Consider the following 26,189-nt stretch of genomic DNA (forward strand, 5'->3'; position numbering starts at 1 on the left):
TGGTACACACTTGAGTGCACCAGCATGATCCATAAACCGCACGATGCAGGAAGGAATTAACTTATGGCTATTCGCGTTGCCATTCACCACAAGACTCAATATGCATTTGATCGTCTGACTTCACTCTTCCCCCATGTGCTGCGTTTACGCCCAGCGCCCCATAGCCGTACCAAAATTCATAGCTATTCGTTAAAAATTGAGCCCGCCGATCATTTCATCAATTGGCAACAAGATCCGTTTGGCAACTTTCAAGCACGCTTGGTATTTCCCGAACAGACCAAAATACTCTCGTTCGAGGTCGAACTGGTCGCCGATATGACCTCGATCAATCCCTTCGATTTTTTTGTGGAAGAGTATGCAGAGAACATCCCCTTTGAGTACGACGAGCAATTAAAGCGCGAGTTGGTTCCCTATCTGGAAATCAGCGAAAGCGGCCCGCAATTGATGGAGATAGTCAACAAAATCAAGGCCGATATTCAGCATCGCCAAGTCAGTGAAAAACCTTGGGCGGTGAACGATTTTATGGTGAGCATCAACCAGCTGGTACAGCAGGCGATTGGTTATGGTGTGCGCCTTGAGCCCGGTATTCAAACTTGCGAAGAAACCCTCACGCTAGCCAAGGGTTCCTGCCGTGACAGCGCTTGGTTATTGGTACAGATTTTCCGTCATCTCGGTTATGCCGCGCGTTTTGCCTCTGGTTATTTGGTGCAACTCACCTCCGACGTAAAAGCGCTCGATGGCCCAAGCGGCCCGGAAAAAGACTTTACCGATCTCCACGCTTGGACCGAAATTTATATTCCCGGTGCCGGTTGGATCGGCCTTGACCCCACCTCCGGCTTGCTCGCTACTGAAGGTCACATCCCACTCGCCTGCACACCCGACCCAATTTCTGCCGCGCCGATTACCGGCGCCACCAGCAAGTGCGAAGTGGAATTTTCTTACAGCAACGAAGTGTTCCGCATCCTCGAAGATCCGCGCGTCACCAAACCCTATACCGAAGAGCAGTGGCAAACCATTAACGCGCTCGGCGCCGCGGTGGATAAAGAATTAATTGAACAAGATGTACGTTTAACGACGGGCGGTGAACCGACGTTTGTGTCCATTGACGATATGGAATCCGAACAGTGGAATACCGGTGCACTCGGTGCCGACAAATTGCGTCTCGCTAAAGATTTATTGCTGCGCATGCGCAAAACTTTTGCGCCCAATGGTTTATTGCATTACGGACAAGGCAAGTGGTACCCAGGTGAAGAAGTGCCGCGCTGGGCGCTGGGCTGTTTCTGGCGCACCGATGGCCAAGCGCTGTGGAACAATCCGGATTTATTAGCGCGCGCTGATAAAAATTACGGCCTCACCCACGTAGATGCAAAAAAATTCGCGCAACGATTGTGTGAAAAAATTCGCGTCAACGGCGAACATTTAATTCCCGCTTACGAAGATGTGCTCTATTACCTCTGGGCAGAGCAAACCTTACCGCACGATGTAGATCCATTAAAAGCCGATTTAAAAGATGATCTAGAACGGCGCCGGATCGCAAAATTATTAACGCGCGGATTAAATACCGAAAGCGGTTACGTTTTACCGATTGAATGGAATTACCCCAATCAAAGTTGGTTAACTGGCCGCTGGAAGTTGCGTAACGACCAATTATTTTTAGTGCCCGGCGATTCACCTTTAGGCCTGCGTTTACCGCTCAACTCACTCGAATTCCCCAAACACGATTACGAGCGCTATCAGCCGGAAAACGATCCGCTCACTACGCGCGAGCCACTGGCACCAAGCGGTCAACAAGCCACGGCACTTGCGGCAGAAAAAAACGGCACACGCAAAATGACTATTGCGCAAAAAGTTGCCGAGCAAAAAGCTGCATTGGCAAATGCCACTAGCCCTGAAGCACACAAACCCAATTATCTCGAAGCGGGTTATGTGATCCGCACGGCGATGTGTTTTGAAGCGCGCGATGGCCGTTTGCATTTATTTTTACCGCCCCTCACTTATCTCGAACACTACGTTGCATTGATCGAAGCGATTGAAGCAACCGCGGCCGAATTAAATATGCCGGTGGTGCTGGAAGGTTATGAACCGCCAAAAGATTATCGCTTAAAGAAATTTTTAATTACCCCAGACCCGGGTGTGATTGAAGTGAATATTCATCCGGTAGAAACCTGGGCCGATTTGGTTAATAACACCGAAGCACTTTATGAAGATGCCCGCCAGTGCCGCTTGGGCACCGAGAAATTTATGCTCGACGGCCGCCACTCAGGCACCGGCGGCGGCAACCATGTCACCTTCGGCGGCTCAACACCGGCGAACAGTCCGTTTTTGCGCCGCCCGGATTTATTGCGCAGCCTCGTGACTTATTGGCAGCATCACCCAGGCCTGTCCTATTTATTTTCCGGTTTATTTATTGGACCGACCAGCCAATCGCCGCGCGCCGATGAAGGCCGTGCAGAAATGCTGTACGAATTGGAAATCGCTTTCAAAGAAATGCCGGAAGGTATTGTCGATCAGCCTTGGTTGGTCGATCGCTTGATGCGCAATTTATTAATCGACATCACCGGCAATACCCATCGCGCTGAATTTTGTATCGATAAACTCTACGCCCCCGGCACCGCCAGTGGCCGCCAAGGTATTTTGGAATTCCGCGGCTTTGAAATGCCACCCCATGCACGTATGTCACTAGTGCAAATTTTATTGTTGCGCTGTTTGATTAGCCGCTTCTGGAAAGAGCCCTACAAAAAACCGCTGGTACGCTGGGGCACTTTACTGCACGACAAATTTATGTTGCCTCACTATGTGTGGGAAGATTTGCGCGATGTGGTTAACGATTTAAATGAACAAGGTTATCCATTCCAACTCGAATGGTTGGCTGCATTTGAAGAATTTCGTTTCCCGCATTATGGCCGTGTGCAGTTGGATGATATTGAAATCGAATTGCGCTGGGCGATTGAACCTTGGCATGTGCTGGGTGAAGAAGTCAGCAGCTTCGGCACGTCACGCTATGTGGATTCGTCCCTCGAACGCTTGCAAGTTAAAGTCAGCGGCTTAACACCGGGCCGTTATGTGCTCGCCTGTAATGGCCGCCGCGTGTGTTTGAATGCAACCGGAAAACACGGCGAATATGTCGGCGGTGTGCGCTACCGCGCATGGCAACCGCCCTCAGCATTACACCCGACCATCGGCATTCACTCACCGTTAGTGTTTGACTTGATTGATACCTGGAACGGCAAAAGCATCGGTGGTTGCACCTATCACGTCAGCCATCCCGGTGGCCGCAGCTATGATCGCTTCCCGGTTAACGCCAATGAAGCCGAATCGCGCCGTGGTAATCGTTTCTTTGATATCAACCACACACCGGGAGCCTTACCGATCACCCCGGCCGGGGAAATTCTGCGTGAATTTTTTGAAAACAAACATCCCCCCAGACCTATGGCACCGCCGCCAGAAGAACCGGCAGATGAATATCCGCACACATTGGATTTGCGCAAATAGCATTAAATGCTCATCGCACTTGTTGAATTTCAACGTCATCAAGCGCGATGAGCAAACAGGCAAGCCATTCTTAAACCGCCAAGCACACAAAATCGGGTTACAATGAAATTCATACCCATAAAAACAACTCAATATCATGAAACCTTATTCCACGCTTATGGAAAATCCGGTCACTACCAGCGATATTAAGGCGTTTATGTATCCCTCACCGCTCGCAGGGATGGATGAAGCCTATGATAGTGAAGGCGGTATTCGCCCCCACTGGCGCTACCTACTGCACAGCTTGCAAACGCTGGGGCAAGACGCGATTGAAGAGCGGCAGCGCAAAACTCGCCGCATTCTGCGCGATGATGGTGCAACCTATAAAATTTACGATGAGCCAGATGCAAATCAAAGCTGGCAACTCAACCCCATCCCACTGCTCATTGACAGCGAAGAGTGGAACCAAATCGAAACCTCGCTGGTTGAACGCGCGGAATTATTTAATTTATTGCTGCAAGATATTTACGGTGAGCGCACACTGGTTCGCCAAGGTGTGATTCCGCCGGAATTATTATTTTCCCATCACGGATTTTTGCGCCCCTGTCATCAAATTAAATTGCCCGGCGATCACCAACTGATTTTGCACGCTGCCGATTTGGCGCGCGCACCCGATGGCACTATGCGCGTGATGGCCGACCGCACCCAAGCGCCCTCCGGTGCGGGTTACGCCTTAGAAAATCGCACGGTGATGAACCGTGTTTTTCCCAGTTTGTTTCGCGATAGCCATGTGCATCGTCTGTCATTATTTTTCTCGCGCTTGCGGCAGCGTTTACACGAATTAAATCCTAACGGCGGCATTGCGCGCATTGTGGTGCTCACACCGGGTATTTATAACGAAGCGTATTTTGAACACGCCTATCTCGCCAATTATTTGGGTTTCCAATTAGTACAAGGCAGCGATTTGAGTGTGCGCAATGGTTATGTATGGATGAAAGCACTCGACGGTTTAAAACGTGTCGATGTGATTTTGCGCCGCGTCGATGATGTCTATTGTGATCCAGTAGAGTTGCGTGGCGACTCGCGCTTGGGTGTACCCGGTTTATTAGATGTTGCACGTATGGGTCACGTAGCAATCGCCAATCCACTCGGCTCCAGTGTGTTGGAAAATCCGGCGCTGCTGCGCTATTTACCTGTTATTTCACAGGCGCTATTAGGGCGCGACCTGCAAATGCCATCAGTCAAAACCTGGTGGTGTGGCAATAGCGATGATTTGGAATATGTGTGCGCCAATTTAAAAGATCTGTTGATCAAACCCACCTATCGTCGCCCCGGTTTGTATGAAGTCTATGGCGCGGATTTGGACGATAAAAAATTACAGGCCTGGCAAAATCGTATTCGCAAAAATCCGCTGCAATTTGTTGCGCAGGAATATGTTGCCGGTGCGCAAACGCCCACCTGGCATCAAGGGCAAATTCAAGCGCGCGCATCGGTTTTGCGCACCTTTGCCGTCGCCAGTGAAAGTTCTTATTCGGTGATGCCCGGCGGTTTGACGCGAGTTAATCTCGATGCCGATAAAAAAATTATTTCCAACCAACGCGGCTCCGTTTCTAAAGATACCTGGGTGTTGGCATCGGAACCTGAAAAACAAATCAGCCTACTCAATATAGATGCCCAATCCTCCAACGAAAGTACCAATGCGCTCCCTAGCCGTGTGGTAGAAAATTTATTTTGGATGGGGCGCTATGCCGAGCGCGCGGAATCCGCACTGCGTTTACTGCGCACCGTCTTCATTCAGCTCAATAAAACCGAAAAATTGCCCGATCCGGTCTGTCGCACTTTATTGAGTGCCATCACCCATGTCACCGCAACCTATCCAGGTTTTACCAGTCTGCAAAATACGCTGTTTAAAAATCCCGAACCGGAAATGATTTCGATTATTTTGGACCACCAAAGACTCGGCAGTGTGGCCAACAATTTAGTCGCTATGATTAATGCCGCTGAGCAAGTGAAAGAGCAATTTTCCAACGATACACAGCGGGTGATTAACGACATAGGCGATCAGCTTGAGCAACTAAAACAAACGCTGGAACCCAACACGCTTTCCGCGCCGGAAGAAGCCTTGGCGCCGCTGATTACAACACTACTCGCATTTGCCGGTTTAATTCACGAAAGTATGACGCGCGGCAATGGCTGGCACTTTATGGAAATGGGGCGCCGTCTTGAGCGTGCGCTGCAAATTGTGAATACCTTGCGCTCACTATTGGTGACCGGTTTTGAAGAAATTGAACAAGAGACATTGATTGAATCCAATTTGCTTTGCGGCGAAGCTTTGATTACTTATCGCCGCCGTTACCAAAATGGCATGCGTATCGAGCAAGGTTTGGAAATGATTATGCTCAACGCAAAAAATCCACGCTCGCTGATTTATCAGTTAACCCAATTAGAAGAACACTTTAGCAACCTGACTGACAATCAGGATGAATTCAGCACCGAGCAAAAATTATTATTGGAAGCCACCACCGCGCTAAGGCTCAGCGACATAAAACTGCTTGCCAAAACCACCAACGGTATTCGCTCGGATTTGGATCAACTCTTATCGCGCTTGCAATATTTAATTGTCACCGCAACCAAAGCCATTGGCCAACGTTATTTTGATCATACTGACGGGCCGCAGCTGTTAGTGAAAAATACCGAATGGCAGGACCAATTATGAAATGGGAACGCGTATGAAATATCGCATCCTCCACAGCACGCGCTACCAATACGCATTGTCAGTGAGCAACTGCTACAACCTCGCCTATGTATTGCCGCGCGCAACCGAGCGGCAGCGCATCGACAAACTGGATATTAAAGTATCGCCGATGGCGACAACGCGCACCATACGCACCGACTATTTTGGCAATCAGTTTTTACAATTTTCGATTGAAAAAGATCACACCGTATTAGATGTGAGTATCACCAGCGATATTTATATTAAAGATGCAATCACAGACCCCAATCTCGATTTCGGCAACCCCTGCACTTACGTGAGGTATTTATTGCAACACAGTAAAGATTGGGAAACGCTGTGCGCCCGTGAATTTATCCTCGACTCGCCCATGGTGCAAGCGCATAGCGATTTGGCCGAATACGCCGCGCCATCGTTTAGTGACGACCGCCCTTTTTTATCGGCGGTAATGGAATTAACCCAGCGAATTTTTGCCGACTTCACCTACGACCCAACATTTTCAGATGTCGCCACACCACTTGCAGAAGTGTTAAAGCACAAACGTGGTGTATGTCAGGACTTCGCGCATTTTGCGATTGGCTGTTTGCGCTCACTGGGTTTTCCCGCGCGTTATGTCAGCGGTTATTTAGAAACATTGCCGCCACCCGGGCAAAAAAAATTAGTCGGCGCCGATGCTACTCACGCATGGTTTGCAGTGTATTCCCCCGGCGAAGGCTGGTACGAATTTGACCCCACCAACAATAAAATCACCGGTGAACAACACATCACCACCGCCTGGGGCCGTGACTACTCCGATGTAACTCCACTTAAAGGCGTAATTTTTGGCGGCGGTCACTCACCACAATTATTTGTATCGGTCGATGTGCGCCGTATCGAAGAAGATTTTGTTCAAAATCAGACTCAGACCCAAGGTCAGAGCCAAAGCCAAACTCAACGCTAAATCTGCTTTTAGTTTTTGCTACGCAAAATCATTCTACAAAAATACTTTTTAAAATCCGCCGTTTACTGCGGCATTGAACATTACTATAGAGGCACATATGGAAAACAACCCTTATAAAACACCAAACTCGGATGTCGCAATTGAGGGAATTTTTAAGCGATCCATCTGGTGGAAAATATATTTCTTTTTTATAACAATAATCTCAACCTTTGGAATCATCTCTTTTCTTTTTCATCCTCAAGCAGGATTTGTTGAAGTTGCTAGTTTAGTTATTTGGTTGGTGGCTACTGTTGGTCTTTTTGGCTTCACTTTTCTTAAACCTATTTATAAACCCAATTTTTGGCTGCAAGTATTCATTACCTACCTTATTTTCAGTATCGCCTATTATTTTATTACTAATATTGATTTGAGAATGGGCATGAGCGATGCCGAGTTTTATATTAGTACAGCAGTTAGCTGGATAATATCAATTCCGGCATTTTTCGCTCTCTACGCTTTGAGTAAGCCAACTGATCCGGCCTGGAAAAAAGCTTAACCACTCTTCACATACATGTTAGGCATGGCTACCCATTAACCTACAGCAAGCACCAACGCTAATTTTTCCCAAGTCGAAAAACTCGGCGGCTTGCTTCGCTAAGCCGCCCTACAACTAATTCAAAGTACGCATTAAAATATTACAACCAAGCAACCGCGTTTTATTTTCAAGGGAACACGTCATGAAACGTTTTCTGTTTATTTTACTGCTGGGAATCGCAGCAACCACTGCACATGCGCAAGTGGATTGGCCTATAGTGCTGCAACTGAAATACTCCCCAATAGGCATTATTGATGCTGATGAAGACGAATTTGATTACGGCGAAAGAACCTACGAAAAATATGAAATGGCTTTTGAACGCAGTTTAGGGGCCAGATTATTTTTCGGCCCCTTTTATGTGGCAGGCAATCGCAGCGTGACCGACATCAACAACCCTACTCCCGATTCAATTGTTGAAACTGTTTCAGTCGGTATGGGCGGCATTGGTTATGATCAGTTTGCCAGCGACTCAGGAATGTATCTGCTGGGCGGTTTGGGTGTAGGCGTCGGAAAATTTAAATTCAAACAACCGGATCTGAATGACTGGGAGGCACTCGTTGAAGGTAATGCAGAAATCGGCCTGCGTATTCAAGAGCACTTGCTGTTGGGTGTCGGCGTGGATTATCAACACTTTGGCGAACCTGGCGAAAGCAAAGCACATTTGTGGAACTTATATATAGGCACAGGGTTAACGTTTTAACATGAGCAGACACATCGCAATTCAATTGAAAGACAGTTACAAATTGTTTAACCACGGCCCAGTCAGCATTGTCACCAGCGCTTATGGAAACCGGCGCAATATTATGGCTGCCTCTTGGACAATGCCGGTGGATTTTTCACCGGCTAAAGTCGCTGTAGTAATCGACAAAAATACTTTTACGCGTGAACTGGTTGATGCCAGTGGTGAATTTGCTTTGCAATTCCCTATGCGAAAAATTGCCAAGCTGACATTGGATGTTGGCGATTCCTCTGGCCGCGATGAGGATAAATTTTCTCGCTATGCGATAAAAACCTTTCCATCTTCCATCATCGGCGCACCATTAATCGAAGATTGTATTGGCTGGTTGGAATGCAAGGTGATAAAACAAGGTGCAGAGTCGATGGATGTCATCATCGGTGAAGTTGTTGCAGCCTATGCAGACGCAGAACAATTTATTGATGGCCGCTGGCATTTTTCCGCAGACCCGCAACAACGCAGTATTCACTATATGGCAGGCGGCGAATTTTATATGACAGGTGAAGCTTTTACAACGGAGAGTGGTTACTCTGAGTGAAACACAACAGCACCATAAATGATGAGTCACATTCAGCAACAATACAGTTGACATCAGTATTCTTGCTACCTCCTCCCACATTTTTTTCAAAAAACTGACTAAAGGATTTAACTTGACCATGACAAAAATAATTGCACCAGCTCTAACTTATTTATTAGTGCTTTTCAGTTTAAATGGCTGCGGAAGTAGCGACAATAAAGCGTCAGAAGGACCAAGCCCGAACATTAAAGCAGAATTAGCTCAACGAAAAACGACCCCCTATCTATCTTATGAGTACAATCTCAGCATACAAATTGAAAAAAGTGGTATTACAGAAAAATATAAAGCGCTAACAACTTACTGTACTTCAGACAGTGAACACAATTGCACCATTCTGGAATCCAACCTTTCGATAGGAAACTATAGCTACGGGAAAATCACCATCAGAATATCTCCGAAAGGCGTGCAACCACTCTTAACGCTTGCAAGTAGTGGAGGACAAACAACGAGCGAATCAATCAAAGTAGAAGATCTATCAGCCCAAGTTTTCGACACACAAAAACGCATCAAATTATTACAATCTTATCAGGCAGATTTACTCAAATTACAACAACAAGCCAAAGGGAATATAGACTCACTAATTAAAGTCTCCCAAGAAATAGCTAACACCCAATCACAACTGGAAGAGCTAACTGGGAACAACGAAATATTAATGCAACGAGTGAACATGAACATTATCAACATTCACTTATCGAGCCTCAACGAAAACTCATTTTTGCAGCCAATTGTAGACTCGCTGGACGAGTTTATGAGTAACTTAGCAGAAGGCACTGCCGTAGCAATTACGGGAGTCGCCTATCTATTACCATGGTTTATAGTATTAATACTGTTATTTTTTATAATAAAGTTTTTTTGGCGTAAGCTAAGATAGTTTTAACACGACCAATACATCACAACAGATGAACAATAAAAAGACCCGCTCAATGGCGGGTCAGTGATCTCAGAGAGACAACACGCAAGAAAACTTTTGTAACCTAAGCTGATTTTTGTTCCTGGGATACCACGCCCTGTAGGAACCAGGTTTCGGCAATTTTGAAATGCAAATTACCAATCTCCAATTGCAGCTCATCGATATATTCGTGCAAGCCGGATTTTAATAATTCATCCAAGTCAGCTTCATCTAATTTGTTTTGAATATTCACAATTGCAGCTAACACTTTTTCGCTGTTGGGTAATGCCCACAAACACTGCTCCAGCTGTTTAAGGCAATGGGCGACAGCGCGGGGAAAGTCTTCGTTTTGCAATAAAAAAGTCACTACAGCATTGGCATTAACACGGTCGCGAACATGCTGGCGATACATTTGGTAGGCGCTGAGGGAACGCAATACACTCATCCACAAAATATTGTCGTAAGGCTCCAGCTTTTCAGCACCACCGGCCGACAAGTGCGGCAACAGATTTACCAAACCTGCATCCACAATACGGGTACTCATATCGGCGCGTTCAATATTGCGGCCAATGCGCAGTAAATCGTAAGCGTTGTTGTGGCTCATACAACCTGCGAGCAAACCAGAAAATTGCTGCACACTGCTAATGACATGTAACAAAATAATACTGCGGTCGCGGCGCGAGGTAACTTTGTCTGCGCGGTCGCGAATATAGTGATACAAATCATTAATTAATTCCCACGCCTCCATCGGCATGGTTTCGCGCGTTATGCGCGAATTTTCGCGGGCAAAACTCAGTGAGTTAATTAGTGATGCCGGATTTTTTTTATCCGCCAAAATAAAATTGACCACGGTTTTTTCATCAGCCAGCTGAGTGTCGCGCTCGAAGTAACTACCAGTGCCGCTGATATCAATCAGCGACCCCCAACCAACCCGTACACCTGCGGGCAAATCCAATAATAGATTTGAGTTAACGTTGACGAGGCGCGCAATATTTTCGCTGCGCTCCATGTAACGACCCAACCAATAAATTCGCTCTGCTACACGTGACAACATTAATTAATCCTCCACCACAATCCAAGTATCTTTACTGCCGCCACCTTGCGATGAGTTCACCACATAGGAACCCTTGCGCATCGCAACACGCGTTAGCCCACCGGGGGTGACGCAACTTTCACGCCCCTGCAATACAAATGGGCGCAAATCGATATGACGCGGCTCGGCATTACCATTGGTAAGAATAGGTGCAGTGGATAAGGAAATTAGCGGCTGCGCCATATAGTTGCGTGGGTCAGCCTTAATACGCAGAGCAAATTCTTCCAGTTCTTTTTTGCTCGCTTGCGGGCCGATTATCATGCCGTAACCGCCCGATTCATTTGCTGGTTTCACCACCAGCTTATCGAGATTAGCGAGCACGTAATCGCACTGCTTTTTATCAACACACAAATAACTCGGCACATTGGGCAGAATAGGTTCTTCACCCAAATAATATTTAATCATCGCCGGCACAAAGGTGTAGATAACTTTGTCATCAGCCACACCGGCACCGGGTGCGTTGGCAAGCGCAACATTGCCTTTTAACCAGGCGCGCATTAAACCGCGCACACCGAGCACAGAATCCGGATTAAACATTTCCGGGTCTAAAAATAAATCATCGATACGACGATAAATAACATCCACGCGTTTTAAACCATCAATGCTGCGCATATAGACACAGTCATCGCTGTCGACTACCAAGTCACTACCCTCAACTAATTCCACGCCCATTTGTTGCGCGAGGTAGGAATGTTCAAAATAGGCAGAGTTATAAATACCGGGAGTAAGTACCACAATTTCAGGACGATCTGCTTTGCGCGGCGATAAAGATGCGAGTGTATCGAACAGCTGATTGGGATAGTCGGTGACAGGAACAATATTGTGGTTTTCAAATAACTCGGGAAAAACACGCTTGGTTACTTTGCGATTTTCCAACATGTAGGACACGCCGGAAGGCACTCGCAAATTATCTTCCAGCACAAAAAATTCGCCCTTGTCATCGCGAATTAAATCGCTGCCGCAGATATGGGACCACACACCATAGGCCGGTTTCATGCCCATGCATTCTTTGCGGAAGTTAACCGAATTTTCAAATAAGTAGGCGGGCACGACCTTGTCTTTAATGATTTTTTGGTCGTTGTAAATATCGTTAATGAAACAATTAAGTGCAGTTAAGCGCTGAATCAAACCGCGCTCAGTTTTTTGCCACTCCTTTTGCGGAATAATGCGCGGGATAATATCAAACGGCCACTCGCGGTCGATGTTGCCTGCATCGCTATACACGGTAAATGAAATACCCATGGTTTTGATGGCTAATTCAGCAGACAGTTTGCGCTCTTGCAACTCCGCGCCGGAAAGCGAAGCGAGATATTGGGCAATATGCTTGGTTTCGGGTCTGGGCTTGCCGGGTGAGCCAATTAATTCGTCGTAAAAATTGCCAGAATGGTAATTCTGCCAATCAATTTTCATTTCACTCATGGTGACTTCCTTAAGCATGCACGGCCTCGCCTTATTGTCTCTATAAAAGAGGGGGTTTTTCTGAGCGTGGTATGTTTCTTGTTATAGCGCCCGCTGAAAACTAATCCTCTAGTTCCATTTCCTCTCTCCCGGAAGAACTCCAGCGAGCCACACATCAAGTCTTGCAAAAGTATTGCCAACTAACTTACCTCCTTAATGGTATTTACCTTCAAATGGCCATACCAAACAGCAGACCTTAACTATATAGGAGCTTTAACCGCTGTTACTCAGCAGCTGCATGACTCATAACCTAATAAACATGCACATTTAGGCTGGAGCGCCCCCAATAGGGAGAAATATCTCGGGTTTTACCCGAAACCAACCTGCAATACTCTGCCGTTGTCGGCGCGCAGGCAACACTTCATGAGGGAAGTCTTCGCTCAGGAACAACACCAATCTGCCGCATTCTGGTGCAAGTCTAGTTAACTCCACATCCCCCGCTTCATCATAGAGCACTAATTCGCCACCTGCCGCAAAATCCCAATCAGGATTCAAATAAAAAACGCTGGAAACCTTGCGCCCAGGCTCGCCACGAAATGCATCGTGATGTTTTGCATAAAACGCTCCCGGTTTATAACAAGCAAAGTGCGCCTCATATTCGCACAATCCCAGAAACAACCGTTGATTCAATGCCTCTCTTAGTTTATCCATTGCAGATAAAAATTCCGTGACAGGTGCTGCGCCAGGCTCCAACCATTCAATTACATCACCGCGCACCGAGTCATTGAGTTGAAAGTTATCCGCGCGACCAATACCTGCTGGTTTTAATTGAACCTCTTTTGAGCCGATCAATGCAACCAAGTCTTGGGTGAGCTGCGCGGAAAACGCACCATCCAGAATAATAAAACCAGGGCCCGCGAGAGCATCGGCAATCGCATCATACTGAGTGTGTAGAGGAGGATTTAGGTTGGACATGGCTACCTGCTGGCTTCACGAACATTTGCATCACGAGTGCAAACGCGCATTATAAGCAGATACCAACCGAGAAGGAGACGATATCAATATTTACTTTTTACCGTGGCAATTGTCGATGAGTACTATGACTCTTCAACAATTGCTTGTGACCTTCACTAAGCCACAATTTGCTTACCATTTGATAATGCGAGAGCAGCAATACCCACAATACCCGCCATACCCTGCAAAGGCGTTTGCACAATATAGTCAACCGTATTGGCCAGGACTGCAGCAGGAGCGTAACCATTAAGCCGCTCTAGAAAATAACGATGAATCATAGGCAACAGATGCGGCTGATCCATCACACCACCACCAAGAATAATTTTTTGCGGCGCAATTATCTGCGTCAGGTTTGCGCACATCACCGCGAGATACTGGGCTTCGATATCCCATGCAGGATGATCGGCTTTCAAATGTTTACCTGAAACACCCCAGCGTGACTCTATTGATTTACCCGAGGCCAACCCCTCAAGGCAATCGCCATGAAATGGACAGCAGCCAGAATAGGCATCTACTGATAAATCGCGCGGCATCAACATGTGCCCTATTTCAGGATGCCCCAAGCCGCGCAGGAGTTTATTGTTAACAACTATACCGGCTCCTATTCCCGTACCTATGGTCACATAGATATAGTCACTCAGGTCACGCGCAGCACCGCTAATTTTTTCGCCCCAGGCCGCGCCATTTACATCGGTTTCAAATGCGATGGGAACGTTTAACTCGCGCGAAAAATAACCGCAGATATCGATGTTGGACCAATTCGGTTTAGGTGTGTTAGTTATGTAGCCATAAGTAGCCGATGAGGGAATCAGATCAACCGGCCCAAAACTGGCAATTCCCATCGCAACCAGCTCAAGCTGTTGTGCAGCTAAAGTCTGTTGAAAAAAATGATTAACCAGAGCCAGCGTCTGCTCAGGTGTTGTAGTAGGAAATGCCGCTTGCGCAATAATATTGAGTTCTGTGTCGAGCAAGGCACAATTGAATTTAGTACCGCCCGCTTCAAGCGCCGCAATTACACCGGGTAAAGATGTACTAGCCATAGAAAATCCATGATCCATTAACCTGTGGTGAGCAAGGTTAATTCGATTGATAAAAAGGTAAAAAAAGCCGGGGAAGAATTCCCCGGCAAAAAAGGCTTGCTAGAAGTTGTAACGCAAACCAAGAGACATAGAGCGACCACTGACTGGACGACCACGGATAATACTCCCAACTGCAGCTGACCCCTCTTCAGCTTCTGTAAGCGCAAACTCATTGGTGAGATTGTTTACATTCAAACTGGTAGTTAACTGCTCGCTAATATTCCAGCTCGCATAGAGGTTCACCAAGTTGTAACCATTTTGTTTCAAATCATTATTGTCCTGCAGGTAAAAGTCTGTGGTGCCCTGCAGCGCAAGACCTACAGTAAAGTCCTCCATTGAAAACTCTGGCGCAACGGTCCAAATAAAATCTGCCTGACGACGCGGTGCATTACCTACCACTGCGGCATTAGTTTTATCTTTGGTAATCTCCGCATCTGACCAAGTAGTGTTACCACGCAGCGAAAAATAATCATTAATCTGATACTTACCTTCCAACTCCAAACCAGTGGCTTCGTATTCGCGAACAAATGTTACGCCCGAAGTAATTTCTGCATTGGTCTCTTCAGTAATAGTGTTAAACACAGTGGCGAACAATGACCAATCATCTGCTATTAATTTGTAACCCACTTCCAACTGCTGCACATTATCGTAACCATCCGTTGTAGCAGAGAGACTACCGTTGGCATTGAGCGAGCCAGCTACTTGGGTCAAGCGATCGGCGACTGCACGGCCGCCATCACTATAACGAGCAAAAACGGAGGAGTTATCGTTCAACAAATAGGTTCCGCCGATCGAATAAGATGTATTGCTTGCATCGTAATTAACGCGGGTTACCGCCGCATTAGTTTCATTGAGCACGCGCACACCACCCGCAATAAAACCAGCCGATGTTGCATTCGCATTTTCCATTAAGGCATCAGAGTCCAAACGGGTAATTACACCATTCGCAACAGAAAATTGACCTATGCTGCCGTTACCATTCAAGTCAACAGAGGTATTGCCTCCACAACAGCCATCAAGCCGCTCACCACGAGCTTGCACCTCATCGCGACGCACACTCATATCAAACGAGAAGTTATCGGAAACTTCAAACGCTACATTTAAATAAGGCGCTGTGGTGGTGTAATCCAAATCCCAATCCCACGCCAGAAAACTCTGCGTCAGTGCACCCTGGTTAGCGAGCACCAGGTCAATAGGATTACCCTGTGCATCAATACCAGCGTCTTTTGCTACGTAGTGAATATTTTCACCCGTGCCCAAGACCTGCATGCGGGTATGCCAGCTTTCCCAAGCAGTATCAATATTCTGCTGAGAAAAGTAATAACCACCCGTGACCGTCACAGCATCAAAACTTTTGGTTAAGCGCAAATCGTTAACTGTCAGCCCTAAATCTTCAAATTTGGTATCAAACATTAAATTAGTAAACGCCAAATCATTTGGGTTAGCAGTTTTACCGTTTACAGTTGCAACGACTCCACCAGAGCAGTCAATACTGACACCACCAACAGATGCTTGTGCACAAAGTGCAGCACCTTTATTTGCGACAGTATCTGTGCCACCAGCAAAACCATCGGTGAACGGGGAGATAAATCCGCCCGTAATTGATGAGCGGCGAAATTTATTATTGATGACCAAACCATCGCCAATTTCGTTGTCAAATTCAAACCCAAATGCGTTAACTTTGGATTCAATACCATCGCGTACCGAGCGCTCATGAGCATTACCATAAGCATCAAATGTAGTAATTTGTGATGATGCAGAACTTTGCAAAGCGTCAGTGCTGGCGTCAAAGCCGGGAACAGCGCCGTAGGAACCACTACCCTTTACCATAACTGGGGCAGGCAAGTAAGTTGTAACCTTATCGTTGAGACTTTTGGCATAGACACGGATAAATCCATTATCTAATTCTTTGGTTAGATTAACTTTAATTTGCCCACCGTTATCGCCGTTAAAGCCCGTTTCGCGCACGCCTTCACCATTGCGATAAAAACCACCAACGTGAAAGTAAATCGTGTCAGTTAGCTCTCCGCCATACTCAAAATCAGTGCGAAACTCATCGTAATCCAGCCCGGTGGTGATGCCAAAACTGCCGCCCTCTTCTTCACCGGTTTTACTTAAAATATTGATGATCCCTCCAGGTGAGTTACTGGCCAGCGTGGAAGCAGAGCCACCGCGCACGGATTCAATCCGCGCCACGCTGGAATCGAAACGTACAAAATTATCGGTATTGCCAAAATTAATGTCACCAAACTCAAGTACGGGTAGGCCGTCTTCATGAATTTGCATGTATTTGGATCCACCCGTAGCTAGCGGAATACCGCGAATAGTGATGTTTGCATTACCGCCACCACCCGAAGATTCTGCGCGGATACCCGGCAAACTGCGGAACGCTTCAGCAATCGAACGTGGTGAAGCTTTTTCCACCTCGGTTGCCGGTAAAGCACTAACCGAGATACTTGCGTTCAGCTTGGTAACCTCTTTGCCGACAACACCAGTCACAATCATTTCTTCAACAGCGCCATCCTGCGCAGCCACTGCAAAAGAAAGGGTGGCGATGGCCAAAGCCAAGCTATTAGGTAAAAAAGATGCAGAACGTAACATGAGCTCTCTCCTGTGTTATTAATCAATCGTTTTTGTTATTTGTTGCATTTCGATATTAATTAAATCACTGTGATTTAATATATTCAAGAAAAATCACACACTCTTTTTGCACATTAATCATCACATTTAGAACTTATTGGATTAAAAGCAGGTAAAAATGAGGGATTCACCACCATTAGGCTTTGATAGCCAAAGGGTTTAAATCAATCTGCTAGATAAAGGCTGCCATCCTCTGCTTGTTGCACCAGAATAGGATCGATAATCACTCCCTGAAATTCCCCCTGTTCGTTATTGCCCAAAAACGCCATGAAATACCAGTTACTATCCGGCCCCTGAATAATACGGCCAGCATAAAGGCCATCTTGCTCAGGACGGGTAAGGAACCCATTCCCAATTACTTCATAAGGGCCAAGCATTTGCGCCGATGAAAAATATTTAACGCCAGTTTGCGGAATAACATTTGCGTCTGCCTTATGTTCCGCAGAGTGGAAACGCGTAGATACAGAGCAAAATAAATAATATCGCTCGCCTATTTTTTGAATCTGCGGCACTTCCATTTCGCCATACCAACCGGGAGCCAAAAAAGCATCTCCCACTTGCCAATCAAATAAATTTGTTGAGCTTGCATAACCAATTGCACCGCGACCATCGGGAGCGCCGCGATTCACACGACAGGTCACCAGCATATGGTAGAGCGGATCACCTGCTGAGTTTTTATCAACAATAATCCATGGATCTCGCCAAGAGGCATCGTGCCAATATTCCAACTTTAATCCGTCATACCAACGCTCATCTAATTCAACCAGTGGGTTTTGGTCGTGCTTATGCCAATGAATTAAGTCTGGCGAGCGAGCCAAACACACACGCTGAACCAACCCTTTTTCTGCATGCTTGGTACCGGTATAGAACATTAACCACTCGTTTTCATGGCGAAGCACGCTGCCCGTCCAGGTGGTAAATGAATCAGCAGCATCTTCATCTCCAACAGTGGGTGCGAGGGCGTCCGGCAAAATCGTCCAGTTTTTTAAATCCTGCGATAGTGCATGCCCAACCGAAACATTCCAGTGGCGTAAGTCAGGATTACCTAACGACTTATCCGCTTGTAAATAAAAGAGATGATAATCCTCACCATCTACCGCAAACCAAAAATCCCACACCCACTTATCAGTTAATTGCAACATAACGACCTCTGTTTATTTCCACATGTGGATTAGCGTAAAAAATTAATCACCTGTTAGCATTACATTCTTGTCGGGCGAGAAATTGGCATAAAAAGGCAGAATTGCCCCGCCTATAGCGCGCGCGTCCGGCCCGACACTGCCACTCAATACTTGTGGTGCAAGCACTCCTGTCGGTGTTAATAAATTCACACGTACTGCTAGCTTGCCCACAATTTCATGCACCAAGTCGCGCGGCAGATTTGCATCTAACACAATGGCTTCTAGATCCAATACGCCTGTTGCAGAAAAAATGACAAACGAAAAAGCATCGATCGCATCCTCAATCCACTCATCCAATGCCACCTGTGCCGCCGGTAATAATGATGGCAGCTGCGAGATGGTATCGATCGAAAAACCGCGCGCATTTAAATGACGACGCAGTGCATAAATAGAAACACGGTTCGCCAGAGTTTCAAACGAACCCGCTAGGGGTGGCACTGTATCCAGTTGTGAGGCAGTCACCGGCATAGAGGCCAGGGCGCCAGCATTACCGTGCACGCCAGCTTCTAGCTCACCATGCAAGACCACACCGCCGCCCACAAAGGTGCCGATAAAGATGTATAGAAAATTATTGATTTTATTACCACAACCTAATTTCAACTCAGCGACCGCAGCGGCAGAGCAATCATTTTCGACAAACACAGGTAGATCAATTTTTTTCATTAACTCTTCGCGCGGCTTGAACTGGTTCCAGCGTAAAGCCAGCTCATCACTCATATTTAGTTCACTTTTCCAAGCCCCCATAAACCAAGGGATTGCAAGACCGACACCAATAATTCGCTGCTGATGCGCCAACGACAAACTGCTACGCAAGTAATTGACACCTTGAACGACTTTATCGATTAAAAAATCCGGATCGGGCAAGGTAAATTCGTGTGCAACTTTGCTCAATACGTTGCCACAAAAATCCATTAACAAGATTTGTATATCGTTACGCCCTGCATTCACACCAATCGAAAATGCGCCTTTAGGATTTAACGCATACATTGTGGAGGGCTGCCCGAGACCTCGCTGTACCTTGCCTCGCTGCTCGACTAAATCCGCCTGCTCCAGATCATCAATGATGCGCGTTACCGCTTGAGGCGTTAAATTTGCAAGTTTGGCCAGTTCAAACTTCGATGCCAAACCAAGCCTACGCAGCTCACTAATCAACACTCGCTCGTTGTACCGACGCAAACCGCTGGAATTGCTACCCTTACTCATAAATGCCTCACCATTGGGTTACCCGTATTTCCTTTCAGAATTATGGTCGAATTTGTTGACTTAATTAAACCACTGTGAATAAATAAGTCAATCAATTTTGTCATCCTAATCATTTGAGTGCCAAATTGAAACCAAAAGGACCGGTACTAAAGGGCTTCATAACAACAATTTCCCCGAGGGCAGCGTCATGTCAACTGCGTACGAAACTCACAATTTACGACTGATCCGCTGGTTAACATTTTTGATGTTCACCATGTTTGCCATGACTACCGACGCCGTTGGAGTCATTATTCCTGAGATCATTAAAGACTTTGGCTTAAGCCTGACTCAAGCAAGTGCATTTCACTATGCACCTATGATTGCTATTGCCTTTAGCGGGATTGCTTTCGGCTTTCTCGCCGACAAGCTCGGGCGCAAATACACCATCTTGATAGGCTTGGGGATCTTTGCGCTCTCATGCTTTTTATTCTCACTAGGGCACAATTTTGAATTTTTCGTTGCATTACTACTATTGTCAGGCTGTGCAATAGGCATTTTTAAAACCGGCGCCCTGGCACTGATTGGAGACATATCAACAGATACCCGCGAACACACGCGCACCATGAATACAGTAGAGGGGTTTTTCGGAGTGGGAGCAATAATCGGCCCAGCAATAGTTGCCTACTTACTGACAACACAAGTGTCATGGATCTATTTGTATTTAGTTGCGGGAGGTATTTGCGTGTTACTGATGCTAATCGCCAGCTGCGTACAATATCCTCGCGCACAACAAAGCAATGATCATGAAAAAGTTGACCTGAGAAGAACAATAAAAATGTTGCGCAACCCCTATGCGGGCGGCTTTTCAGCAATGATTGCTCTCTATGTTGCTACTGAAGTTGCTATTTACGTGTGGATGCCCACATTTTTAAAAGACTATGACGGAAATTGGCAATGGCTTGCCACTTACGCACTGACCATTTTTTTCGTGCTACGTGCGGGAGGAAGATTTTTAGGTGCATGGGTTTTATTGCGGTTTGAGTGGTCGCTGGTGATGGCCGTATTCAGCGCAGCAATTTTTTTATGCTTTATTGGGAGCGCTTTAGGTGGGCCCGCACTTGCAGTATTTCTATTCCCGCTATCCGGGCTCTTTATGTCCATGATTTATCCAACACTCAACTCAAAAGGAATCAGTTGTTTCGATAAACATGAACACGGCTCAGTAGCAGGCATAATTTTATTTTTTACTGCCCTTGCAGCAGCACTGGGCCCACTCTTGATGGGACTGGCAGGTGACTTATTTGGTCATGTGAAATATGGTTTTTATATGGCAACTGCTTTTGCCGCCTTACTCTGTATCGCACTTTGCTATAACTGGTTACGCAAACCAGCCGAAGCAAGATTAAATCGCGAGCATCAATCACAGCTATGCCCCGAGATGATCAGGTAACTTTTTTAAAGTGTAAATATCGTAGCGACTGGATTTTCCTTCCAATTGATACGAAGGCGCCTGATTATTGAGAAACGGCGCTTTGCGTGGACGCTTGACCACCACACGATAATTCACATGCGCTAACGCCAACGGCAGCAGCGCATCGGCATCTTCGTCTTTACCCACCACGGAATGGAATGCGGCCATTTCTTTTTTGACATCCGCCGTTTTTTGTCGCTCGGGAAACATGGGATCGAGATAAATCACATCGGGAAACTGTTCAGCGCTGAGTGATTCGAGATAAGTGCGACTGTCCTGCGCAAGCAACTGCATACGATTGATTACCTGCAGCAACTCTGCGTCTTGTTCGCGCGCAAACGCTTGCGCGCGCAAAAGGCCATCCTGCAATAACACATGCACTATGGGTGAGCGTTCAATCATAGTGAGCTGGCAACCGAGTGTGGCCAGTACAAAACTATCCTTGCCCATACCCGCGGTTGCATCTAACACCTGCGGATAAACACCTGCTTTAACACCAACCGCTTTGGCGATCATCTGCCCTTTGCCGCCACCGAATTTACGCCGATGATCCACTGCTCCTTCGGTAAACTCCGCAATTATCGGCCCAGGTGCTTTGCGTCCGGTTTGCTGCAAAGCGATTCCGACTGAAGAAAACAGCACAACAAAAGCGTAATCGATAATAGCTTCCGGCATTTGCTCGACGAGCAAAGGCAACCGCGACACTTGGGAAAGCTGCTCGGCTTGTGCTAAACGCTGCGGGCAATTACATAAAACAGCAAGAGAATCAGACATAAAAACACTGGGTAAAAATAATAGTGAAGACATTATCTATTTGTTACCCAGTGCGAGCAATCTTTTGTTCTACATGGTTATTTTTCCATTGCAAAGCGCACCCGGTCTTTTACGTCGTAAGTTTTTACCGGGGCGCCATCAACCACATTGGGCTTGTATTTCCAGCCCTGCACCGCTTTAATCACACTTTTATTAAACACGGTAGAAGGCACATACGCGATGATGCGAATATTTTCTGTCGTGCCTAATGCGGTCACATCAAACATCACATCCACATAACCTTCAATACCTTTCGCTGCGGCTGATTGTGGATATTGCGGCGCAATTCTTATAAAAGGCACCATTTGCCCGCCCACACCAAACACGCCAGTGATGGTTGGTTTTTTCATTGTTATTGGGCCACCAAAACCCGCACCAGGATTTGAATCAACCTCCATAGGTTCAACCATGTTTACGCTGGGAGGCGGTGTTTGCTCAATCGGCTTAACAGGCAATGCCTCCTGTATCACCGGAATATCCTTTGGAAAATCGGCAATAACATGCGGTATGGGTGGACGGGGTGGAGGCGCCACCAATGGATAATCTTTATGCACTAACAAATACATCGCATAAAGCAAGATCGACGTAACAACAAAGGCCGATGGCATAATACCGAACATATTAAACACAGGGTGATGGTGCTCAACCGGCAACGCAATATTTTTTTGATTACAAATTATTGATGAGTTCATGGTTATTTCCTCGTGGAGTTTATTTCAGGCAAAGCAATCCCCTGCCAGTGACTAGCAACACAAAAATGACGGGAGAGGGGTGGGTATCGCGGGCAGTTATCGTCGGCGATTATCGAGCGAGTTTTCGTCGTGACTAATCTGTTCGTTATCAGCGACTAGATTAAAACGAAACAGTTCGGTCACACCCTGAACCACAACGGGCTGACCATCCAACAACAACGGACGATAGCGAGATTTTTTCAGCGCGGCCAAGACACTGCGATCAAAAATACGAGAGGGGGAATGGGCGCGGACCTGTGGATTCACAATATTGCCCTGCGCATCGATGGAAAATATTACTTCCACCCAACCCTCAATACCTTTAGCCAAGGCCTGCGCAGGATACTCTGGCTTCGCCATATCAATCGGTAAAAAACCTTGTATCTGTATACTTGGAACTGCAATAGCGTGCTTATGGGATTCCACTGCACTATACAATCCTTGCAAGTCGTGCAGCTCTTGTTTGGTTGGCCGCGCAACATGAATACGCACGTGTTCAACATTGTCGATAGGCGCGGGAAGCGAATCAATTTGCGGTTTTAGCTGCTGTAATAACACCCAACTAAATTGCTCGGTATTGACTGCACTTGGCTCAGCAACAGCGGCGTCTTGCTGCTGAAAATCAATGCGCAGCATATGCGCAACTCGCTCGCGCATCTGTTCTTGCAGCGGAATAATTTGCACACTGGCAAACAATACCAATAACAAACCACCGACAATTAACCAGTATTGCGCAGTCTCTACCGGCACTGGCTGATGCGGGCGGTGTTTATCCAACACCAGCATAATACGCTGATAGATAGGTGATTGGCCGCGCATATTTAACGCATCATTATCAATATTTTTATGGTTATCGCTGCTGGCAATAGCCAATAAATTTTGTGCGTATGCAAAATGTTTATCGCGTAATTTATAAATGTAATCATCACACGCAATTTCAGCCTGTTGATAAATTTTTTGCGCCAGCCACCAAATCGGCAACAAAAACCAAAAGCATGCACAGGTGACTTTTACCAAAAGCGTGGTGAGCCAATCCCAGCGGCCGATGTGGCCCAACTCGTGAATAAATACACTCAGCTGTTTTTCTTCATCCCACAACAAAGCTTCACGGGGCAACATAATCACCGGGCGCAACACACCCCAGGTTTGGGGTGAACTGACTTCACGGGATGTCATGACTTTTACCGGGCGAGCAATATCAATCAGCTCACACAATACATTTACTTGCGCACGCATTGCATCACACTCTACCGATTGCGCACGCGCCGCAAGGCGCGATAAGCCAAACACCCCCAGCGCCAAATAAAATAACAACCAGGTTGCGGGCAACAAATACAGCCCGACAAGAATCATTAACTCATTTTTGCCCAGCGAACTTGTTAACATCGGTAGCAAGGCACTTAACCAGTCTTGCGGTACACGAATAATATTGCTGAGCAGTGGTACAGCCCGATCTTCAACCGCTGGCAACACACTCGCCAATAGCGGCAGTAAAAGCACAGCGATCACCCCAAGACTCAATACAAAATGTTGCAATGCGGCTGATTGTTTGCGCACACATAGCCACAGTAAAATAATGATGAGCAACAAAATAATCGGCTTGATTAAACCGGTCACTATCAGGCTAATCGCAAGGGTAGTATCCATGCTCGCTACTCGATAGGTGGGCAATCCAACAGGTTAGGATGAGGTTTTATCGTTATCGGAAGCAGCATCAATTGCCTGCTGCAACTGCTCAATTTCTTCCGCACTGAGCTTTTCTTTATTCATCCCCAACAAGGCATTAACGGCAGCGGCAGTTGATCCCGCAAAAAAGGTTTTCAATAATTTTTGCAATGCCGAGGCGCGCGCCTCTTCCTGGGCGACAACGGGGAAATAAATATAGCGTGGCCCCTCTTCGCGAAAATCCACAATTTTTTTCTCAACCAATTTGGCAAGTAAAGCCCGCACCGCGGAATAACCGGGCGCATCGGGCAGCGCCGCCCGCACATCTTGAGCGGATAATTCTCCCGCCTCAAATAAGGCATCCATAATTTGCCGCTCGCGGCGACTCAGCTGTGCGGCGGCGGTTTTATCCAGATCATCAATAGTCATAACGACATCCACAGAATTGAACTTCATTGATGCTACTTTTATAGCACCATGCTAATAAATTAGCACCACTGGGATTTTAGTCAAGCAATAAGTGCTAAAAAATTAGCACACAGATTTAACTCTTTGATTTAGATGTTTTTTTAACAAAAAAAGCCGCTGCGGTTACCCGAGCGGCTGTTTGTGATACGAGCAGTGATTATTCGTTAGGAACCAACTCCAACTCAACTCGGCGGTTTTGTTCGCGACCAACCGCAGTGTCGTTGCTAGCAACTGGGTAACGTGAACCATATCCGTATGACTGGATGCGAGCACTGCTGACTTTTTGACTGCGCAAATACATAGCAACGCTATCGGCGCGGCGTTCACTCAATGGTTGATTAATCTTATCGCCACCAGTTGAGTCAGTATGCCCGGTGATGCGAAGCGAAGTCTGATTAAACTCTGCCACAACCTTGGCAACTGAATTCAATACCGGGAAAAAGTCTGAGCGAATATCGGCGCTGCTTGAAGCAAACGTAATATTGCCCGGCATAATCAAAGTCAAATTATTGCCATCGCGCTGCACCTGGACACCGGTGCCCTGCAACTCTGCGCGCAGCTTGCTCTCTTGACGATCCATGTAATTGCCGGCACCGCCGCCAATCGCACCGCCCAGCACTGCGCCTTTTAAGGCACGTTCGCGGCGATCTTTTTTATCATCACCAGTGGCCGCCCCCAATACTGCACCAGCCAGCGCACCTATGCCTGCACCTTTAGCTGTCTTACTGGTTTTTTGCTCACCGGTATAAGGATCTGTTGTGGTACAGCCCACAATGGTGAACGACAAAATGATAGCGAGAATATATTTCATACGAGACTCTCCAATAAAACAAAAAACGAGGGGGGGGGGAACTAAAATTATGTTCTAGTGTAATGATTGTTGAACACTGGAACTGAATAAATACTGAATTCTATGATTGCTGCCAACTCCAGATCTGATTACAGTGGCGAAATAATTCGCGCTCAATTTTCCGCTTCAACCCAGGAAAACTCCATATGTATAGCAAATCTTTGTTACTTTTTTGTGGGCTAGTCACCAGTTTGTTAACCAGCGGGTGTAAAAATTATTCCGTCAGTGTGAATGAAAATGTTGTCTACACTCCACCATCAATTTTTAAAGATTATCAATTGGCTGATGCACACCTGCACAACTGCGTAGAGCAAACGATTTACGATTTGCATATCACCAGCGCAGAAGAATTAACACGCCTCAATTGCAGTAATGCAGGTATTACTTCACTGGTGGGCTTAGATAAGTTTTTTGCAATGAAGGAACTCAATCTTGCGGACAATCAAATTACCGATATTAGCCAAATTGGGCAATTAGGTCGGCTGGAAAACTTGGTGCTAAGCAATAACAAGATTAACAATCCCGCACCGCTGCTGAACTTACTGCACCTCGCACAATTACATGTGGATAACAACCCTCAAATGACGTGCAAGGATTTATATCAGTTACAGCAAAATCTTAATCACCAAAAAATGGATTTAAAATTGCCAGCACAATGCGCAAACTAATCAGCATAGAGTAAGGGG

21 protein-coding genes are annotated in these 26,189 nt (G+C 46.5%); 9 read left to right on the forward strand and 12 right to left on the reverse strand.

All coding sequences use genetic code 11. The features are described 5' to 3' along the window. The first annotated feature begins 63 nt into the window (after positions 1-63). The 7 genes from AC2CG4_RS11200 to AC2CG4_RS11230 all read left to right on the forward strand — a co-directional run bounded on the left by AC2CG4_RS11200 (position 64) and on the right by AC2CG4_RS11230 (position 9,900). Complete coding sequence (locus tag AC2CG4_RS11200; RefSeq protein WP_484486336.1) at positions 64-3,492, forward strand: transglutaminase family protein; 3,429 nt, start codon at positions 64-66, stop codon at positions 3,490-3,492. Between the two features lie 136 nt (positions 3,493-3,628). Beyond that, complete coding sequence (locus AC2CG4_RS11205; protein WP_484486337.1) at positions 3,629-6,187, forward strand: circularly permuted type 2 ATP-grasp protein; 2,559 nt, start codon at positions 3,629-3,631, stop codon at positions 6,185-6,187. Positions 6,188-6,200: 13 nt separating this feature from the next. Further along, the gene (locus AC2CG4_RS11210; protein WP_484486338.1) at positions 6,201-7,142 is read left to right on the forward strand and encodes a transglutaminase family protein; all 942 of its coding nucleotides are present in this window, start codon (positions 6,201-6,203) and stop codon (positions 7,140-7,142) included. Positions 7,143-7,239: 97 nt separating this feature from the next. Then, a complete protein-coding gene (locus tag AC2CG4_RS11215) occupies positions 7,240-7,677 on the forward strand; it encodes a hypothetical protein (RefSeq protein ID WP_484486339.1) in 438 nt (145 codons plus the stop codon). Positions 7,678-7,858: 181 nt separating this feature from the next. After that, a complete protein-coding gene (locus AC2CG4_RS11220; protein ID WP_484486340.1) occupies positions 7,859-8,416 on the forward strand; it encodes a hypothetical protein in 558 nt (185 codons plus the stop codon). A gap of 1 nt (position 8,417) precedes the next feature. Further along, entirely contained in the window at positions 8,418-8,990 is a 573-nt protein-coding gene (locus AC2CG4_RS11225) for a flavin reductase family protein (RefSeq protein ID WP_484486341.1), read from the forward strand. 118 nt (positions 8,991-9,108) lie between these two features. Continuing rightward, complete coding sequence (locus tag AC2CG4_RS11230; protein ID WP_484486342.1) at positions 9,109-9,900, forward strand: DUF4349 domain-containing protein; 792 nt, start codon at positions 9,109-9,111, stop codon at positions 9,898-9,900. Positions 9,901-10,003: 103 nt separating this feature from the next. Here the strand turns inward: AC2CG4_RS11230 and AC2CG4_RS11235 are convergent, their stop codons facing one another. The 7 genes from AC2CG4_RS11235 to AC2CG4_RS11265 form a co-directional block, all read right to left on the reverse strand. Then, complete coding sequence (locus AC2CG4_RS11235) at positions 10,004-10,972, reverse strand: alpha-E domain-containing protein (RefSeq protein ID WP_484486343.1); 969 nt, start codon at positions 10,970-10,972, stop codon at positions 10,004-10,006. Positions 10,973-10,975: 3 nt separating this feature from the next. Then, entirely contained in the window at positions 10,976-12,421 is a 1,446-nt protein-coding gene (locus AC2CG4_RS11240) for a circularly permuted type 2 ATP-grasp protein (RefSeq protein WP_484486519.1), read from the reverse strand. Between the two features lie 315 nt (positions 12,422-12,736). Continuing rightward, a complete protein-coding gene (locus AC2CG4_RS11245; RefSeq protein ID WP_484486344.1) occupies positions 12,737-13,384 on the reverse strand; it encodes a 2OG-Fe(II) oxygenase in 648 nt (215 codons plus the stop codon). Positions 13,385-13,539: 155 nt separating this feature from the next. Continuing rightward, positions 13,540-14,463 (reverse strand): ROK family protein, encoded by a 924-nt coding sequence (locus AC2CG4_RS11250; RefSeq protein WP_484486345.1) that lies wholly within the window; start codon positions 14,461-14,463, stop codon positions 13,540-13,542. Between the two features lie 99 nt (positions 14,464-14,562). Beyond that, complete coding sequence (locus AC2CG4_RS11255) at positions 14,563-17,103, reverse strand: TonB-dependent receptor domain-containing protein (protein ID WP_484486346.1); 2,541 nt, start codon at positions 17,101-17,103, stop codon at positions 14,563-14,565. Between the two features lie 203 nt (positions 17,104-17,306). Beyond that, positions 17,307-18,284, reverse strand: a complete 978-nt coding sequence (locus AC2CG4_RS11260) for a hypothetical protein (protein ID WP_484486347.1) — start codon at positions 18,282-18,284, stop codon at positions 17,307-17,309. A 42-nt stretch (positions 18,285-18,326) separates the two neighbouring features. Next, on the reverse strand, positions 18,327-19,526 hold the full coding sequence (locus tag AC2CG4_RS11265; protein WP_484486348.1) for an ROK family protein: 1,200 nt from the start codon (positions 19,524-19,526) through the stop codon (positions 18,327-18,329). Positions 19,527-19,713: 187 nt separating this feature from the next. Here AC2CG4_RS11265 and AC2CG4_RS11270 point away from each other — a divergent pair, with 187 nt between their 5' ends. After that, positions 19,714-20,955, forward strand: a complete 1,242-nt coding sequence (locus tag AC2CG4_RS11270; protein ID WP_484486349.1) for an MFS transporter — start codon at positions 19,714-19,716, stop codon at positions 20,953-20,955. Here the strand turns inward: AC2CG4_RS11270 and AC2CG4_RS11275 are convergent. The 5 genes from AC2CG4_RS11275 to AC2CG4_RS11295 all read right to left on the reverse strand — a co-directional run bounded on the left by AC2CG4_RS11275 (position 20,932) and on the right by AC2CG4_RS11295 (position 25,464). Further along, positions 20,932-21,750: a class I SAM-dependent methyltransferase gene (locus AC2CG4_RS11275; protein WP_062066894.1), complete on the reverse strand. Its 819-nt coding sequence runs from the start codon at positions 21,748-21,750 to the stop codon at positions 20,932-20,934. The genes AC2CG4_RS11270 and AC2CG4_RS11275 overlap by 24 nt on opposite strands. Before the next feature lie 77 nt (positions 21,751-21,827). Beyond that, positions 21,828-22,481: an energy transducer TonB gene (locus tag AC2CG4_RS11280; RefSeq protein WP_484486350.1), complete on the reverse strand. Its 654-nt coding sequence runs from the start codon at positions 22,479-22,481 to the stop codon at positions 21,828-21,830. 96 nt (positions 22,482-22,577) lie between these two features. Further along, complete coding sequence (locus tag AC2CG4_RS11285; protein WP_484486351.1) at positions 22,578-24,167, reverse strand: TonB family protein; 1,590 nt, start codon at positions 24,165-24,167, stop codon at positions 22,578-22,580. A gap of 33 nt (positions 24,168-24,200) precedes the next feature. After that, positions 24,201-24,614 carry a BlaI/MecI/CopY family transcriptional regulator gene (locus AC2CG4_RS11290; RefSeq protein ID WP_484486352.1) on the reverse strand — a complete coding sequence of 138 codons (414 nt, stop codon included), beginning with the start codon at positions 24,612-24,614 and terminating at the stop codon, positions 24,201-24,203. 196 nt (positions 24,615-24,810) lie between these two features. Continuing rightward, a complete protein-coding gene (locus tag AC2CG4_RS11295; protein ID WP_484486353.1) occupies positions 24,811-25,464 on the reverse strand; it encodes a YiaD family glycine zipper/OmpA-like lipoprotein in 654 nt (217 codons plus the stop codon). Positions 25,465-25,649: 185 nt separating this feature from the next. Between AC2CG4_RS11295 and AC2CG4_RS11300 the strand changes: the two genes are divergently transcribed. Next, positions 25,650-26,171 carry a leucine-rich repeat domain-containing protein gene (locus AC2CG4_RS11300; protein ID WP_484486354.1) on the forward strand — a complete coding sequence of 174 codons (522 nt, stop codon included), beginning with the start codon at positions 25,650-25,652 and terminating at the stop codon, positions 26,169-26,171. Positions 26,172-26,189: the final 18 nt, after the last annotated feature.

Source organism: Cellvibrio sp. ATLC23 (genome assembly GCF_057196725.1).